The 15,478-nt window shown below is 66.5% G+C and carries 16 protein-coding genes; 8 read left to right on the forward strand and 8 right to left on the reverse strand.

The genetic code is table 11. The features are described from left to right. The first annotated feature begins 89 nt into the window (after window positions 1-89). From BLV94_RS44550 to BLV94_RS44565, 3 genes are all read left to right on the forward strand, one after another. Window positions 90-893 (forward strand): SAM hydrolase/SAM-dependent halogenase family protein, encoded by an 804-nt coding sequence (locus tag BLV94_RS44550; protein WP_072943192.1) that lies wholly within the window; start codon window positions 90-92, stop codon window positions 891-893. Between the two features lie 717 nt (window positions 894-1,610). After that, window positions 1,611-3,017: a DUF2252 domain-containing protein gene (locus BLV94_RS44555; protein ID WP_072943193.1), complete on the forward strand. Its 1,407-nt coding sequence runs from the start codon at window positions 1,611-1,613 to the stop codon at window positions 3,015-3,017. 493 nt (window positions 3,018-3,510) lie between these two features. Continuing rightward, the gene (locus BLV94_RS44565) at window positions 3,511-4,287 is read left to right on the forward strand and encodes a VOC family protein (RefSeq protein WP_072943197.1); all 777 of its coding nucleotides are present in this window, start codon (window positions 3,511-3,513) and stop codon (window positions 4,285-4,287) included. A 124-nt stretch (window positions 4,288-4,411) separates the two neighbouring features. Here the strand turns inward: BLV94_RS44565 and BLV94_RS51240 are convergent, their stop codons facing one another. Beyond that, window positions 4,412-4,723, reverse strand: coding sequence for an SDR family oxidoreductase (locus BLV94_RS51240; protein ID WP_072943199.1), 312 nt, complete (start codon window positions 4,721-4,723; stop codon window positions 4,412-4,414). A gap of 112 nt (window positions 4,724-4,835) precedes the next feature. On the opposite strand from BLV94_RS51240, the gene BLV94_RS44575 reads away from it, so the two are divergent. The 3 genes from BLV94_RS44575 (at window position 4,836) to BLV94_RS49780 (ending at window position 6,133) form a co-directional block, all read left to right on the forward strand. After that, complete coding sequence (locus BLV94_RS44575; protein WP_072943200.1) at window positions 4,836-5,318, forward strand: cupin domain-containing protein; 483 nt, start codon at window positions 4,836-4,838, stop codon at window positions 5,316-5,318. Window positions 5,319-5,384: 66 nt separating this feature from the next. Continuing rightward, on the forward strand, window positions 5,385-5,585 hold the full coding sequence (locus BLV94_RS44580) for a hypothetical protein (protein WP_072943202.1): 201 nt from the start codon (window positions 5,385-5,387) through the stop codon (window positions 5,583-5,585). 386 nt (window positions 5,586-5,971) lie between these two features. Beyond that, window positions 5,972-6,133: a hypothetical protein gene (locus BLV94_RS49780; RefSeq protein ID WP_167372226.1), complete on the forward strand. Its 162-nt coding sequence runs from the start codon at window positions 5,972-5,974 to the stop codon at window positions 6,131-6,133. A 225-nt stretch (window positions 6,134-6,358) separates the two neighbouring features. Here the strand turns inward: BLV94_RS49780 and BLV94_RS44585 are convergent, their stop codons facing one another. After that, window positions 6,359-7,609, reverse strand: coding sequence for a M16 family metallopeptidase (locus BLV94_RS44585; protein ID WP_072943204.1), 1,251 nt, complete (start codon window positions 7,607-7,609; stop codon window positions 6,359-6,361). Window positions 7,610-7,704: 95 nt separating this feature from the next. Between BLV94_RS44585 and BLV94_RS51655 the strand changes: the two genes are divergently transcribed. After that, complete coding sequence (locus tag BLV94_RS51655) at window positions 7,705-7,839, forward strand: hypothetical protein (protein WP_255314978.1); 135 nt, start codon at window positions 7,705-7,707, stop codon at window positions 7,837-7,839. Between the two features lie 174 nt (window positions 7,840-8,013). Here the strand turns inward: BLV94_RS51655 and BLV94_RS44590 are convergent, their stop codons facing one another. The 5 genes from BLV94_RS44590 to BLV94_RS51260 form a co-directional block, all read right to left on the reverse strand. Beyond that, window positions 8,014-9,213, reverse strand: coding sequence for a Fic family protein (locus BLV94_RS44590; protein WP_072943206.1), 1,200 nt, complete (start codon window positions 9,211-9,213; stop codon window positions 8,014-8,016). Between the two features lie 518 nt (window positions 9,214-9,731). Then, window positions 9,732-10,193: an alkyl sulfatase dimerization domain-containing protein gene (locus BLV94_RS51245; protein ID WP_244163800.1), complete on the reverse strand. Its 462-nt coding sequence runs from the start codon at window positions 10,191-10,193 to the stop codon at window positions 9,732-9,734. Window positions 10,194-10,548: 355 nt separating this feature from the next. Further along, window positions 10,549-10,863, reverse strand: a complete 315-nt coding sequence (locus tag BLV94_RS51250; RefSeq protein WP_241031240.1) for a hypothetical protein — start codon at window positions 10,861-10,863, stop codon at window positions 10,549-10,551. After that, entirely contained in the window at window positions 10,760-11,500 is a 741-nt protein-coding gene (locus BLV94_RS51255; protein WP_244163873.1) for a PucR family transcriptional regulator, read from the reverse strand. The genes BLV94_RS51250 and BLV94_RS51255 overlap by 104 nt, the downstream gene beginning before the upstream one ends. A gap of 43 nt (window positions 11,501-11,543) precedes the next feature. Next, window positions 11,544-11,948: a hypothetical protein gene (locus BLV94_RS51260; protein WP_072943209.1), complete on the reverse strand. Its 405-nt coding sequence runs from the start codon at window positions 11,946-11,948 to the stop codon at window positions 11,544-11,546. A gap of 422 nt (window positions 11,949-12,370) precedes the next feature. Here BLV94_RS51260 and BLV94_RS44610 point away from each other — a divergent pair, with 422 nt between their 5' ends. Further along, a complete protein-coding gene (locus tag BLV94_RS44610) occupies window positions 12,371-13,570 on the forward strand; it encodes a TetR/AcrR family transcriptional regulator (protein ID WP_072943211.1) in 1,200 nt (399 codons plus the stop codon). A 55-nt stretch (window positions 13,571-13,625) separates the two neighbouring features. Here the strand turns inward: BLV94_RS44610 and BLV94_RS44615 are convergent, their stop codons facing one another. Beyond that, window positions 13,626-15,446: an AMP-dependent synthetase/ligase gene (locus BLV94_RS44615; protein WP_072943213.1), complete on the reverse strand. Its 1,821-nt coding sequence runs from the start codon at window positions 15,444-15,446 to the stop codon at window positions 13,626-13,628. Between the last annotated feature and the right edge of the window lie 32 nt (window positions 15,447-15,478).

A 15,478-nucleotide genomic window follows, 5' to 3' on the forward strand; every position in this document is an offset into this window, starting at 1 on the left:
TTCGCCTTGCGGCTGGCCCCCTTCGGCGGCCCATGTGGCGCAGGCCGGCGAGGGCACCGCGGACCGAGAACAACGGACGGGATGACGACGTGGGCTACGACTGGATCTCGTTCACCACCGATTACGGGCTCTCCGACGGGTTCGTCGCGGCGTGCCACGGCGTCATCGCCCGCTTCGCGCCGGGTGTGCGCATGATCGATGTGACACATGCGGTGCCGCCGCAGCGCCTCCGGTGGGGTGCGGCGGTGCTGGCACAGACGGTGCCGTACCTGCCGCCTTCAGTGCATCTGGCGGTAGTCGATCCGGGCGTGGGCACCGATCGCCGCCCGATCGTGGTCGTCACCGACGCCGGGGTGTTGGTGGGCCCGGACAACGGATTGCTGCAACCGGCGGCCGAGGCGCTGGGCGGGGTCCGCTCCGCGTACCTGCTTGCCGCACCTGACTATCGGTTGAGCGCGGTGTCCGCGACGTTCCACGGTCGAGACATCTTCGCGCCGGCCGCCGCCCACCTGGCCGTCGGTGTGGCGCCGGAGCGGTTCGGGCCCCCGATCGACCCGGACTCGCTCGCGCGCCTGAGGGCACCCGAAATTGACGCCGTACCCGGCGAACTCAGCAGCGAGGTGCTGACCGTCGACCGATTCGGCAACATCCAGCTCGCAGCGACGGCAAAGGATCTGGCTGCCGCGGGCCTACGGCGCGGTGATCACGTGACGATCCGGGCCGAGGGGGCCATGGTGCCCGCCACCGTCGCCCACACGTTCGCCGACGTGCGGTCGGGTGAGTTGCTCGTGGTGATCGACTCGGCGGATCACGTGGCGGTGGCCGTGAACGGCGGCTCGGCGGTCGAGCGGCTCGGCGAGGCGGATCGGTTCACCGTCGCTCGTCGACGGTGAACCGGCAGATCGTCGAGTCCTGCAGCCCGGCGAACCCTTGCTCGCCCATCTGGCTGATGCGTAGGGATGCGAGGTTGGTGAGGATCTGAGCGCCGGGCGCAGGCGGGTCGTCGAGCAGGGTCCAGGAGGAAGGTGGTCGGTGCCGATCTTCTTCGTGCCCGAGCAGGCGGTTTCGCGCAGGCTGCCCTCGAGGACCTGCGTTGTTGTCGGTGAATGGGATGTGCCCGGCGGCCGGGGCGGGGCCCGTCGGTGCGCTGAGGCCCTCGAGGTTGCTGTCGGTGCAGGGGCGGTGGCACCCGATGAGGGCAGCGCTTCCGCTCCAGGGCGGTTGGCGTCGAGGATCTGGGGCGGGCAGGTGTTCGGTGCCGACGTCAGTTCTGGTGGTGGGTGCCGGCGGCGAGGGGTGACCACGCGACGGGCTTGATCGGAGAATCTCTCGAACACCCTGACGCGCTTACCTCCCAGGGCGTCGCCGCGAGCGACGCGAACGCCCGCTCCGACCGCACCCGGCCGTCACGTGATGCAATGCCCCGGCAACCGGTGGACGGCTAGCGACCGTTCGCTGCGAGTGTCAGGTACCCGTCGATATGCTGCATGCATCCTTACTCCTCATAGCGAAGAGACGGTGACCGAGTTGTCTGATGCGCAACGCGACCAACCCGGACAAGCTGCACGCCGTGGTGGTCGGCCCATCCTCGACGTCGGCGCGCAGTAACCGTGGACGCGCACATCGTGGTGCCCACCATCGACGGGCAGTCGTTCGCGTCGTTGCGCCGCCGGGCCACGCCGCGGGCGGAGCGGTACGCGCTCGGCAAACGCCTGCGCAAGCAGGCACCGCGGTCGGCGCTCGGCGAGTGGCGCGCACCGGACGATCGCCCCGATGTGGTGGATCAGATCGGGGTGTCGCACCGGGGTCGGGTGGAATCGCTCATACCGGTCAGGGTGGGGCGGATGGCGGCTTCGCCGTATGGTTTTCTGCGCGGCACCGCGATCGTGATGGCCCAGGACCTCGCCGGGCTGCCGGCGACCGGAATCCGGCCGGTGATCTGCGGGGACGCGCATCTGGGCAACTTCGGGTTCTACGCATCACCGGAGCGCGACCTGGTGCTGGATCTGAACGACTTCGACGAGGCGCATCCCGGCGGCTGGGAATGGGACCTGCGCCGATTGACTGCGAGCATCTGGGTGGCGGGCCGGCAGAACTCGGCGACCGAGGGGCAGTGCGAGAGTGCAGTGCAGTCCTGCGTCGCCACCTATCGCGAGCATGTGCGCTGGCTCGCGGAACAACCATTGCTGGCGCGCTCGTTCGAGCGACTCGACCTCGACCGGCTGCACGCGACGGCGTCGGACGAGTCTCTGCGCCACGAGATCACCCGCGCCGCGGAGCGGGCTCGGCGCCGTGTCAGCGACCGGGCGCTGCCCCGATTCACCGAGCAGGACGAAACCGGCCGGCGCATCGTGGAGGAGCCGCCGCTGATCACCCGGGTGTCGGAGGCGGAGGCCGAGCATCTCGCCGCCGGGCTCGACGAATACCTCACCACGCTGCCCAGCCATTGGGCACGACTGCTCAGTGGCTACACCGTCGTCGACGTCGCGCACAAAGTGGTCGGCGTGGGCAGCGTCGGACTGCGTGCCTACGTCGTGCTGTGCGAAGGGAGCAGTGCCGACGACGTGCTGTTCCTGCAGCTCAAGCAGGCGCGTCGATCCGTTGTGGCGCGCTTCGTACACGGCGAGTCTGCCTGGCATGACCACCAGGGTCGGCGCGTGGTCGAGTATCAGCAGGCCCTGCAGACCGTCAGCGATCCGTTGCTTGGCTGGACCACGGTGGAGGGCCGGCAGTACTACGTGCGGCAGTTCCGGAACATGAAGGGCGCGGTCCCGATCGACAACCTCAGCGCGGCAGCGCTGACCGACTACGCCGGCATCTGCGGGCGCCTGCTCGCGAAGGGCCACGCGCGGACCAGTGGTGCGTCGATGATCGGCGGTTACGTCGGAAAGTCGGACACGCTCGACGTCGCACTGAGCCGGTTCGCGCACGCCTACGCGGATCAAACTGAACGCGACCACGCCACTTTGGTCGATGCGGTGAAGCGGGGGAAGGTGCCGTGTGAGCCGCCGACGTGAATCGGTGTGTATCTGTCGTCCGGCTTCGCGGCGACCACACGTCACTGCTTCTTCGCGTACCTGACCGTCGCCGCTACCTGCTAGGGCAAGGAGGCCCGCGGGAACCAACGGCAACCCGCGTGGTCCGCGCCCGCCAGAAACCCGATGAACATCGTGCCCATCGGGTCGGTCGGGTCGTACACCTTGCCATCAATGTTGAGGGCTACGTTGCGCTCGACGAGATGACCGCAACCCCACGCGTCGTCCGTAGGTTGGTCGACATGGCGCTGCAGAGGAACGTCTGATTGCGTTTGGTGTGCCCCCTCGAGGCGACAGGCTTCGGGTCCGAGCTCGAACTCGAAGTCAGCGGATGCCTCCTGGTGCGACGGCACGATGTAGGACCGTCACAGCGGCCTTATGCCGGGCAGGGCGGCGACTCCTCCGATGGCTCTGCCGTCGAATGTCGGTGCCGCAGGCTAGCGTCGAGTGGGTATCCGACAGCTGAGGAGCAGCGATGAGCGCGGTCACGACGAATCAACCACTCGGTACCCCGACGTGGATCGACCTGGGCATCCCGGATCTCGACCGGGCGATGGCCTTCTACGGGTCGGTCTTCGGCTGGGAGTTCGACGTCGGTCCCGAAGAGTACGGGCGGTACACGATGTGTCTGCTCGGCGGCAAGAAGGTCGCCGCGCTGATGCCGAATCCCGACGAGAACGCCACCGAGTTCTGGTGGAACGTCTACCTGGCGACGGACGATCTCGATGCGACGGTTGCTCGGTCCGCAGCCGCGGGTGGCACGTTACTGATGGAGCCGATGGACATCGCCGACCAGGGTCGGATGGCGATGGTGCGGGATCCGGCCGGTGCGCAGTTCGGCCTGTGGCAGGGGCGGGCGCACGTCGGCTGCGAGCTCGTGAACGAGCCGAACACGTTGTTGCGCAACGACTTGGTGACACCAAATCCGGGTCCGGCGCGGGAGTTCTACGCGGCGGTGTTCGACTTCACGCTGGACGGGAACGCCGACCTGCCCGGCATGGACTTCACCTTTCTGCGTAGGCCGGACGGGCACGAGATCGGCGGCATCGTGGGCGATGCGGCCGCCTCGGAGTCTTCCTGGGGCACGCTCTTCCAGGTGGCCGATACCGACGCGGCCGTCGCCGCGGCCCGGGCCCACGGGGGTGCCGCGGACGACCCGACGGACATGGTGTACGGGCGGACCGCGGATGTCACCGATCCGTTCGGGGCGAAGTTCACGGTGGGTTCTCCGCTGCCGGGTGGGCAGGGGTAGAGGAGTCTCGGGGAGGAAGTAGCTATCCGGATTTCAGGACGTCCGCGACGAGAGATGTCCGCAATCCGTACCGGCTGAGCGGTGGTGACGCTGAGTTGTCACCGGGTTGCTGTCGGTCGATAGATCACGGTCGGTCGTGATCGTCGGTGCCCACGTCTTGTTCGTCCGGGTCTGCGACCGTGAGGACGGCGTCGACGATGTGCGGGTTGCGTTCGAGTGATCGGTCGATGAGTGGGTTGACGATGCCCCGAAGCGCCGAGATCGGCTGCCACCGCCGAGGAACCATGATGCGCGCCAATCGGTCCTCGATTCCGGTGACCACCCGGTCGGCGACGACTTCTGATCCGATTGCGGAGGCGAGGAACTTGGGATAGAGCTGTTCGCGCATCGCGGTGATCAGATCGTTGTCATCGAACGCGGCGCGGGCGATGGGCACGCCATCGCCGAGGATAGTCCTCAACGGGCTCACCCCAACCCGCCCGTCGAATGGGTGAAGGCTTGTTTCAGGGCCGGGGGCGCGGCAGGATCGGAAGGGAGGACCGAAAGCCATGAACAGCGAGACCCCCGACTGGCGCAGCAACGGGGTACGAGTTATCCCGCCCGATTCGCTCGACCCCAACACACCACAGACTCCGGGCATGCACCGGGCCGCTGCCATCACCCACGACCGAGCCGGCGCCGACAAGATCTGGGCGGGCACGGTCACGATCCGTCCCGGCGCCCGCACCGGCGCCCACCACCACGGTGAGCTGGAGAGCGTGATCTACGTCGTCCGCGGTCGGGCCGCAATGCGGTGGGGCGAGCGCTTGGAGTACACCGCGGAGGTCGGGCCCGGCGGGTTCATCTTCGTGCCGCCCTACGTGCCGCACCAGGAGATCAACGCCCTCGACGATGAGCCGTTGGAGTGTGTGGTGGCGCGCAGCGGCCAGGAACCGGTGGTGGTAAACCTGAACATCGAGGGCGTGCCCGACCCCGAGCATGTGCCCTGGATCGACCCCGTCCACCCGGCGCCGGGTAACTCCGTCACGTAAGCCCCTCGGTAAGTTCTGGGTCCGCATCGGTCGTTCGGTCGGTTCGACTAGGCGGACAATCGCCTGGTGCGACGCCCGCCGCACCTGCGCGTCCTCGTGAAGATCGCCGGATCCTGCCCGGGTGAACGCGTCGATCTGGCCGGGGCAAGGTCCTGCTTGCTCGTCGACACCGGACGTTATCCCAACTCCATATCCGAGAAGCGCGTGGACAACGCTCGCGCAGCCGTGCTGTACCTCGGCGGTGTGGTGCGATCGCTGCCGCGATGACTGCGACCGTGTTGCGGACCTCGGGGCTGCCGCAGGTCGTGGTGCCACCGTCGGCGCGGTCTGTCTCGCCGTGGCGACGTTTGTCGCGGCTACGCCCGCGGAGTTCCTTCTTCGCAGCGGCGGCCAAGGTTGCCGAGATCCGCCGCCAGCAGTCGAGTGCGGATGTGGAGGCCGACCTGACGAAACTTCCGCCATCCACCAGGACCGACCCCGTCCGCAAATTCTGCCGCACGACCGGTGAAAGTGTTCCAAAACCTGGACGAGCAGCGGTAATGGGAAGCCGACATCACAGAAACTTGAAGCTCACTCGACGTCGGATTCGTTTCACATCACTCCCGCGAAAGCAGCGTGATGGTGGACTTCGGAGAGGTGTCCACATAATCGAGGTGGAGGGCGACACCGAAGCCGTCGAAAAGTTGATGACGGCTGGCCGGCACCAGTTCCGCTACATCGCACAACGACTGCTCGACGACCACGCGGAGAAGGCCGAACGCGCCGCCCAGCCCTACCTCGACAAGGGATACACGATCCTCGCGGAAGAACCCTGATCCGGAACAGATGTCCTGCTCGCCGACCTGGTCGCCGCCGACGGCAGCGGAATCACCGCCGCCCGCACCGAGATCGACCTCGCCCAGTGGGCGGTGTGGCTGAGCAAGGACGGACGTTACTTCGGCAGAAAGGTGTTTTTCCTATTTCTGGTCTGGGCAGAGCAGGGTCGGAGTGGTGGCCCACACGGTTCTCGTTTCGGCCCGATCTCCACGCCGCTGCGCAGCTCAGAATTCCTCAGCGTCGTGCGGACCGAGGCAGGCAACCGACGGCTTGTCCGGATCGATGGCACTCGCGATGTCGTGTACGTCATCGATGGTGACCGCGTCCAGTTCGGCGATGAGGGCGTCCGGATCAAGATCGCCATGATGGACGATCGCCTGGTGTGCCGTGTGCAGCGCCACTGTGTAGGTGTCCTCGAACGCCAGCACCCGACGCCCGGCAGCGACCGCGCGTGCTCGTGCGACTTCCTCATCGGTTGGTCCCTGGGCACACAGTTCGGCAACGATCTCGCGCATTCGCGTGTACGCCTCGACACAATTCGCGGACGCGAGGCCGGCGGCGAGGTTCAGCACCCCAACGTCGGCACACTCGCGGATGCCCGCAGAAATCGAGTAGCACAGCCCCCGCTGTTCGCGGATCTCGTCGTTGAATCTGGAGCTCGGTGAGCCGCCGAGAATGATCGCGCAGATCCTCGCCGCGGCCCGTGCCTTGGCATCAGTGACGTCGTAGTCGAGGCGGTAACTCATTCGCAAATGCGACTGATTGGTGTCGCGCCGCTCGACCAGCGTTCGCGGCAGAAAGTCGGGTGCCGATTCGTATGGCTCCGGCTCTTCGAGCGTGGGGAACCGCTCGAACAGGTCGGATATTTCGCCATCGTCGGAAACGTGGTCGATATTGCCAATGATGAATGCGCCGCCGCGACACCCAGCCCAGCGGCGTTGCCGGAACGATAGAAGCGCCGCACGCGTGAAGGTGGGCAGGTGTTCTACTCGGCCGAGGACGGGACGGCCGAGCGGGTGGTCGCCGAAAGTTGCGAGAGCGCTCATTCGACTCGCAACGTAGGCAGGCTGGTCGAGGTAGCGGGCGATCTCCTGGGCGACCACACCGCGCTCCATGTCGAGATGGTTTTCGTCGAGCCGAGGTCGAGCGACGAAGTCGGTCACCAGGTCGATGGCCTGCGGTGCCGCCTCCGCGCGAACTGTGATGTGAAACGCGACCAGGTCGTGGGAAGTCGCTGCGTTCGTCCGAGCGCCCAACTGCTCCGCGGTGCGGTTGATGGTGCGGTGATCTTCGTATTTCTCGCCGCCCTTGAACACCACGTGCTCGAGGAAATGTGCCATTCCATTCTCATCCCGCCGCTCGGCGCGTGCGCCCGCGTCGAAGGCGATCAGGATGGTGGTTGCCCGCGTGCCATCGACGCGAATCCGATGCAGGGGTAGGCCGTTGTCGAGAGTCTCGGAGACAATTCGAGCCATCCGTAGCAGTCTAGGCACTCGGGATCGACCCCGCCGGGGCATTGGTCACCTTCGGGGATGCTGCCACCACACGGCCCCAGCAGAAAGGTCCACCCATGGCCGTGGCAGCACTCATCGTGATCGGGGCGCTACTGATCTGGGTCTTCGGATCCATTACCGAAGAGCCGGATGATCGGGAAACTATCAAGTCCGGTTCGGCCGACCTATCTGCCTGGCTCACCGGCTACTGACGTATGACCATCCGCTGCGAGCGCTATGGCGAACACTTCGCCGGATTCTTCAACTCGCCGCCGCACTCACCTGCTATAAGAAGCTCTACACATATGACACACTCTCAGGGGATCGTGTATTGGATCGGCGTAGTAGTGGGGCGGTGCCCTGATTCCACTGTCGGGAGTGAGCATTCATCCTCGGCGTCGTTTGGCGCGGGCGGCGAATTCGTCGAGGACACGGACGACGTCCTTGGCCTGCCAGATCCGGTTGCGTCGTCCGTCGGTGATTTGGGTGAGTATTCCGGCGTCGACCAGGCGGTCGATCGCGATTTGCGCGTTGGCGCCGGTGACCCCCAGCGTGGAGGTGACGAGTTTGCTCTCGACGACCGGTTGGCGAAGGAGGAGGTCGGCGAGGCGGTGTACCGCCGCGTCTCGTCGCGCCGTCACCCGGGTGCGCCAGTCGGCTCGAACCGTTTCCAGGTCTCGGACGAGGGTGCGGCCGTTGGCGATGGCGGCGAATGATGCTTCCGCGATCGACCGCATGATCGGCTCGAGGTTGCCCGACCGGTAGTCGTCGAGGGCTTGGAAATAGGTGGCGGTGTCGTGCAGGAGGCCCGCGGACACCGGTACGGCGACGCTGCGGGTGAGCTGTCCGCCGCGCAGCATCGCCTGGATCAGGGCGCGACCGACGCGCCCGTTGCCGTCAGGGAACGGGTGAATGGTTTCGAACTGTGCGTGTGCGACCGCTATCTGGGCGACCACGGGTACGTCGACGCGGTTGGCGAAGGCGGTCAGGTCGTCGATCAGTTCGGGAACGCGGTCGTGGTGTGGGGGGACGAATTGCGCGGTGTGTGGGCCGAGGCTTCCGCCGCCGATCCAGACCTGCTGTTGCCGCCATCGGCCGGCGATGTTCGGGTCGCCGTGTTCGAGCAGTGCCCGGTGCATCTGCAGGATCGCGTCGGCGTCGATGCGGTCGGACAACTCCAATGCGGCCTGCATGGCCCGGACGTTTCCGACGATCAGGCGGGCGTTGCGGGAGGCGTACTCGCCGAGTTCCGCCAGCGCGATCTGGCGTGCCCCGCTGGTGAGGTTCTCGATCTCTGAGCTCGATGCACTCTCGGTGCGCAGCAGAATGGATGCGAACGGGGCGGTGATGTGGCCGACCTCGGCGTCGAAGCGGGTGAGTTCGGTCGCCGCTTCCTCCGTCAGTGCCTGCAGTTCGCCGTTCAGTGAGATGGTCCGGTTCGCGATGAATGGCGGTACCGCCGCGCGGTAGGGTCCGGAGGTGAGGCGACGTTCGCGTCGAGATCCGTAGTTGCCGGTGGTGCTGACCCAGGGATGCTCCTCGTGGGCGACGGGCGGCCACCGCTGTCCGTCATCAACCGATGTCATACCCGGACCATACTATTGGTTAGTAATTTATCCAATGGTATGGGCGGTGTACTCGGTGAGAAACGGATCATGATGAACAGAGGGGATCCGTGCGCCGGTGATTCGGGACTTCGTTCCTGATTCGACGATCCGGTGGTCGATCTGCGAGATGGACCGACATCGCGGGTGGACCATTGGCCCGGTGGCCAGTGGTCCACTCCCTGGACCGGAAGCACCCCGGATCGACGCCGACTCGACCAGGACGGTCGCATCCTCCGCCGCGAAAACTCATCGCGTGCGCGGTAGCCGGTGGGGGGCGCGCTGATCCGCCTCGGGCGAGGGTTGCGGAGGCGGTGATGACCGACGGAGCGGGCCGGCTGAATCAAGCAGAGGGGGTGTGCCCGGTGGGGGAGCCGTCACTGGCGTGTGGCCGCTGCTGCATTCCCGTGCTGATCAGCGTCGATCGATCCGGTGACCGTGGTTGCGGGTACACTACCTCGCTCAGTGTCGCGCCGGGGCTGTGTGCGCGCGTGTTGGGTTCACAATGCCCATTGGGTTCGTCCGGCGGTCATGGATCTGAGTTCGGTTGTGCGAGTGGTGTCGTCGAGGGCGGCACGGGATTCGGCGACCGCCCACGCATAGATGCCTTTGGCCATGGTGGAGGGTGCGTCGCCCTCGAGTCGGGTGAAGACCTCTACTCGAACCTGATGAGTGATGGGGTTGCTCGGTTCGGCGTCGGTGGCCATTTGTGCGAGGTGTCCGGCCAATCGGTGCTCGCCGCGGGCCAGGAGGTCGCGTGCGCGCTCGGCCAGTTGCTCGGCGCCGCCGGAGAGTTCGGCGAGTTCGCGGGTGAGTTCGTCGCGGCGGGCGGCTTTGAGGTTGGCGGGGTTGCCGTCGTACCAACCGCCGTACCGGCGCCAGATGTTTCGTACGACGAATTCGGGTTCGTCGTAGGACGGTTGCAGGTAGGGCTTGCGGAGCAGTTCGTCGGGGACCGACACGGTGTGGATGATCTCGTCGAGGTGGCCGCGGCGTTCATCATCTCGAGGGTCGGGCCGTGCAGCGATTCCAGTAGCTGCGCCGCGTCGGTCAACGTGGTGCGGATGCGGTCGACACCGATGATCGGTAGGCCGTGTCCGGGTAGCAGGATTTCGGCGCCGAGTCCGGCCATCCATCGCAGGGTCTTCGCCCACTCGTGGGCGTACCGTTGGACTTTCTGCGGGTTGCCGGCGTTGGGGCTTGCCCAGATGAAGAAGTCACCGCAACAGAGAATTCCGCGGTCCGGTATCCATGCGATGGCGGCGTCGTCGGTCTCGCCGCGGGCATGGTGCAGTTCCATCCGCAGCTCACCGATGTTCACGGTGGTGCGGTCGGAAAGGTGCAGTCGGGGTGTCGGTACTCGGCGGGCCATTGCAGGGTGGGAGCTTGGAACTGGCGTTGGTTGATCACCGCGTTGTAGCCGCGGGTCTGCTGGTAGCGGTTGAGGTCTCCGGTGTCGTAGAGGACGATTCCGTCGCTGGTGGGAAAGGCGTAGACGTTGCCGAATGCGGGCCACATGTAGACGCCGTCACCGACGAGATGTAGCCCGTCCTTGCGTAGGTCGCCGCGGTGGTAGGCGGCGGTATCGGCTTCGCTCCACGCCTTGTCGGCGTAGTCGATGATGTTGGTCACGAGGCTTCTCCTCGTTGTCGAGACGACCAGCGATGTGGTGGTCGTCTGTCCCATTGTTCGTCGACGGGGTGTCGGCGGCAATCGTTCTAATGCACAGCAATTCGACCGAAGGCTGTGACCGTGTCATAGTTCGGTGGGTCCGGGAACCCGTGTCCACCACGGCGGTGTCGGCTCCGGCCCGGTTTTCGGCGTGCGGCACGGCGCATCTGGCGATGTTCAGGGCGTGGGCTGCGACGGCGATGGTGAGCAGCTCGGTGGTGACGCGGACGTCGAGTCCGGTGAGCTCGTGTACCCGTGTGAGTCGGTTGTCGACGGTGTTCGGGTGCACGAACAACGCGTGTGCGGTGCTTCGCCGATCGAGGTTGTGTGCCAGATACGCCCGCAGGGTGTCGATCAATTCTGGACGGTGCTGCAGGGCTCGGCAGCGGTGGAGTAGAACCGGGAGGGACGAGCTGGGGGGTTGCCCCCTGATCTGCGGGGCCGGTGAATCTTCGCCCGGTATCACGCCGATGTGCAGGAGCGCGATGACCGGACGCGCGGGTACCTGACCGTGGTCGTCGAATGGCGGCTGCTCTCCGCGCAGCAGGGCGTCGATGATGCGAGCGTGGTCGTTGCCCTGTGTGGCGAGCAGGTCCATCGTGTGGAGTTCGTACGCCGCGATCACTTCACGCAGGATGCAGTCATAGGTGTGGCGGATGCGGGTAAGGGCAAGGCGGAGACCCGGGGTGGCCGGCACCGATGGTGGTGTGCAGTTCCTCGGCGAGGACGTCGAATCCGATTTGCCAGCAGCGCATGTACTCGCGCAGCGGCAGTCCTTCGGCGACTCGCTCGGTGCCGCGCTCGATGACTTCTCGGAGCGATCCGGGGATATCGAGCGAGTCTTCCAGTGCCGATCGTAGACACACGGTCAGCAGCGTGTGGATGGTGTGCACGCTCTCGCGGTGCAGATATTCAGGTATGCCGGTTTCGGCGTATCGTGCGGTTCCCTCGATGTAGCGATCGATCGCAGCGCGCGCCATGCCGGGGACTCTGGTCCTCAGGTCGGTGATGGGTCGTGCGAGGGTGCTGGTCGTTGCGGCGGTCATGTCCGGTCCTTGCCCTTCGGTGTGATGTCGCGCAGCGCGGTCACGACTTTTCGTGCAGTCCGTGGTGGTCGGGGGCGGCGGCCGGATACCCTTCACAGCGGCTCTCCCGAGCTGCCGGGTCAGGCGTGCTGATTCGCGTTTCCCTATATTCTCGTTAACTTCGTAGTTCGGTCCGCCAGTGTGGTGGACTGCCCGAACTGGTCGACCGCCAGTTGTAAGCATGGGTAGATGATCGTTGCGTTTCGTGATGCCGGGGTGTGGGGGCCCCGTCCGTAATGCGGGGCCGAACCGAACAGCTGCTAACATGCTGGTGGAGGGTGCAGACGTGTCCGGCGGCGGTGGAAGTGGTTACCGATGGATGGGATACCGGTTGCCCATTGGTCGAGCGCGGAGCCCGGAGACCTGAAGGAGAGGAGCGGATCATGACCGAGACTGTCGTGCAGCGCCGCCCGCGCAATCGCAAGCAGCTCATCATTGCCGCTGCGGCGAGACAGTTCGAGCGGCGTGGTTTCCATGATGCCGCGATCGCGGACATCGCTGCTGACGTCGGAATCACCGGCCCGGCACTGTATCGGCACTTCCGGGGCAAGCAGGATCTGCTCGCCGCTGCGGTCGAGTTCGAGATCGAGCAGCTCGAGGCGACCTACGGGGGACCGCGCCACGCACTCGGGGAGATGCTCGAGGACGCTGTCGCGACGGCGCTGCGCCAGGGCCGTGCAAGCGCGCTGTGGGAACGAAACCAGGCCTACCTGGATCCGCCGGGGCGGGACACACTGCGCGAGCGCTACGAGCGGGCTCTCCGTCCGCTGCATGAGGCGATCGCGGCCGCCCGCCCGGATCTCGAGGAGCCGGCGGTGGCGATGCTGGCGGGTGGCGCGCATGCGGTAGTGAGCAGCAATCCGATGTTCAGCAGGCGCAAACTCGACCACACACGAGCACGCATGTTGATGGTGGAGGCCGCGGCGACGGTGTGCCGGATCGAGGAGCTGCCCGCGGTCGAACGAGCGATGTCCGCGCGGGATGAGCCGCGCGGTCGCATCATGCCGGCCGCGCGCAGGGAAGCGATCCTCGCGGCCGCGGTGACACTGTTCGCCGAACGGGGCTATCAGGCCGTGGGAATGGACGATATCGGTACCGCGGCGGGAATTACCGGGCCGACTCTCTATCACCATTTCCCCGGGAAGTCCGCGATCCTGGTCACGGTGATCACCCGCTGCCTCGACGCGCTGTACTTCGATGTGTCCGGGGCGCTGTCGGGCACGGACGACTCCGCCGCCGCGCTCGATTCTGCGCTGGCGTCCTTTGTCCGCATCAACGTCGAGCACGGTGACGCGCTCAGCGCGTTGCTGACCGAGGTCGTCAACGTACCGGAGGACGAGCGCGCCCCCATCCGACGCCTGCAGCACGACTACGCCAGTGAATGGGTGGCGCTGCTGACCCGGGTCCGTCCCGACCTCACCGGCCCCGAGGCCGAAGCTCTGTCCCGCACCGCCCAGTCCGTCATCAACCGGATGCGCAGGCAACTGCCCGGGCCACCGGAGGATGTCCGAATCCAATTGTCCAGTCTGGGCGCAGCGGTCCTCGGGTTGCCCGGTCCGTCGGGCACCGAGCAACACCGGTAGGCGGCCCGCCTGATGCGGGCCCGGGCCGCCTACCGGTACGGAGAGCATCGCCGGATCAGGTGCGCTGCCCGGCCGCCGCCGTCGGGGTGTACAGGGCGTCGATCTGGGCGGCGTACTTCTGGTGGACAAGTTTGCGGCGCACCTTGGTGGTCGCGGTGAGTTCCTCCCCATTGGCCTCCCAGAACGTAGGGAGCACGGTGTAGGCGCGCACCTGCTCGACCCGGGAGAGGCGGGCATTGCCGCGCGCGACCCCGTCGGCTATCGCGGCGAGGATCCGGGGGTCGTCGGCAAGTGCTACCGGGCGTCGGTCCTCGATTGCGTGGGTCTCGGCGAAGACGCCGGCCTGGTCCGGATCGAGGATGAGCAGCGCGACGATGTGAGGCCTACCGTCGCCGACCGCGACGACGGATCCGAGCAGCGGGCACTCGAGCTTGATCGCATTCTCGATGTTCGCCGGGGCCAAATTCTTCCCCGAGGAGTTGATGATCATGTCCTTCTTGCGGTCGACGATGGTGACATAGCCGTCGGCGTCGATGGTGGCGACATCTCCGGTGTGCAACCACCCCTCGGCGTCGAGGGCCTCGCCCGTCTTGACCGGATCGTTGCGGTATCCCCGCATCACACCGACGCTGCGCAACAGCAGTTCACCGTCGGGAGCGAGTGCGACCTCGACACCGGGCCGCGGTTGACCGACCGTGCCGATCCGGATTCGATTCGGGTGGTTAGCGATACCGGACGCGGCGCTCTCGGTCAGGCCGTAGACCTCGCACACCGGGACACCGAGCGCGAGGAAGAATTCGAGCGCCTCCGGGGAGATCGGGGCGCCACCGGAGGTGGCGAACCCGAGATGATCGATTCCGAACCGACGGCGTAGCGGCCCGAGCACGGCTCGGTCGGCGACCTCGTGGTCAGCGGCGAGCCGCGCGGGCACGGGTTGCCCGGCGAGTTCGCGCCGAACCTTGTCGAGGCTGACCGACAGCGCCGAGGCGGCCTGGTCACGGACGGGTTGGTCCGATTCGGCGACGGCGGCGTCGATCATCGCCTTGAGCCGATACCAGATCATCGGAACGCCCATGAACGTCGTCGGGTGCACGTCCTGGAAGACCTGCAGAACGGTTCTGCCGTCGCGGACGTCGGTCACGGTGGCACCGCTGGCCATGGGCACGTAGTGGGCGGCGAAGCGGTTGGCGAGGTTGGCGTCGGGAAGGTAGGACAGGACGCGTTCGGTGACGTCGCTGCCGAGGACCTCTTGCTGGTGCGCGACCTTCGCCGCGACGGCGAACAGGACGTTCGCGTGCGTGAGTTCGACGCCCTTCGGCGCTCCGGTGGTGCCGGAGGTGAAGATCAGCGCCAGCAGGTCCTCGCGGCGGACCGCTCGCCAGCGGGCTTCGAAGTCGAAGTCCGAGTCTCCCTGGGCGATGAGGCCGTCCAAGGAGGTCGTGTCGGGGCCGGTGCCGTCGACACACACGATGTGCCCGATCGGATGGACGGCGCCGGCCTGCCGGATCTTGTCGATGAACTGTGCTTCGGTGACGACGATCTGGTTGTGGGCGCTGGCGAAGAGCTGCGCGATCTGTTCCGGGGTGAAGGTGTTGTAGATGGAGAACGCCGTCGCACCCAGGTGCATCACGGCGGTGTCGACGAGGTGGAACTCGGGCCGGTTGGTGAGCATGATCGCCACCGTGTCCCCGCGCCGGACTCCCAGCTTTGCCAGGCCGGCGGCGATCTGCCGCACCTGCTCACCGTAGGCCCGCCAGCTGACGGTCCGGTCGCCCTCGGCGGTGCGGAGAGCGACCTGGTCGGCGCAGGTGGTGACCGTGGCCTGAAAGACTGCGCACAGGCTCTGCGCTTCTTCGACCTGATCCAACGACATCATGGGGGTGTTACCTCTTTCGTCACAGCGGGGCA

The organism is Rhodococcus koreensis, assembly GCF_900105905.1.
Lineage (GTDB): Bacteria > Actinomycetota > Actinomycetes > Mycobacteriales > Mycobacteriaceae > Rhodococcus_F > Rhodococcus_F koreensis.

Bases quoted from the DNA above. Each gene is read 5' to 3' on its own strand.
- BLV94_RS44575 (WP_072943200.1), top strand. From the start codon at position 4,836: ATGAACAGCGAGACCCCCGACTGGCGCAGCAACGGGGTACGAGTTATC.
- BLV94_RS44565 (WP_072943197.1), top strand. From the start codon at position 3,511: ATGAGCGCGGTCACGACGAATCAACCACTCGGTACCCCGACGTGGATC.
- BLV94_RS51260 (WP_072943209.1), bottom strand. From the start codon at position 11,948: ATGACCGCCGCAACGACCAGCACCCTCGCACGACCCATCACCGACCTG.
- BLV94_RS44590 (WP_072943206.1), bottom strand. From the start codon at position 9,213: ATGACATCGGTTGATGACGGACAGCGGTGGCCGCCCGTCGCCCACGAG.
- BLV94_RS51255 (WP_244163873.1), bottom strand. From the start codon at position 11,500: ATGGACCTGCTCGCCACACAGGGCAACGACCACGCTCGCATCATCGAC.
- BLV94_RS44585 (WP_072943204.1), bottom strand. From the start codon at position 7,609: ATGGCTCGAATTGTCTCCGAGACTCTCGACAACGGCCTACCCCTGCAT.
- BLV94_RS44615 (WP_072943213.1), bottom strand. From the start codon at position 15,446: ATGATGTCGTTGGATCAGGTCGAAGAAGCGCAGAGCCTGTGCGCAGTC.
- BLV94_RS51655 (WP_255314978.1), top strand. From the start codon at position 7,705: ATGGCCGTGGCAGCACTCATCGTGATCGGGGCGCTACTGATCTGGGTC.
- BLV94_RS44610 (WP_072943211.1), top strand. From the start codon at position 12,371: ATGACCGAGACTGTCGTGCAGCGCCGCCCGCGCAATCGCAAGCAGCTC.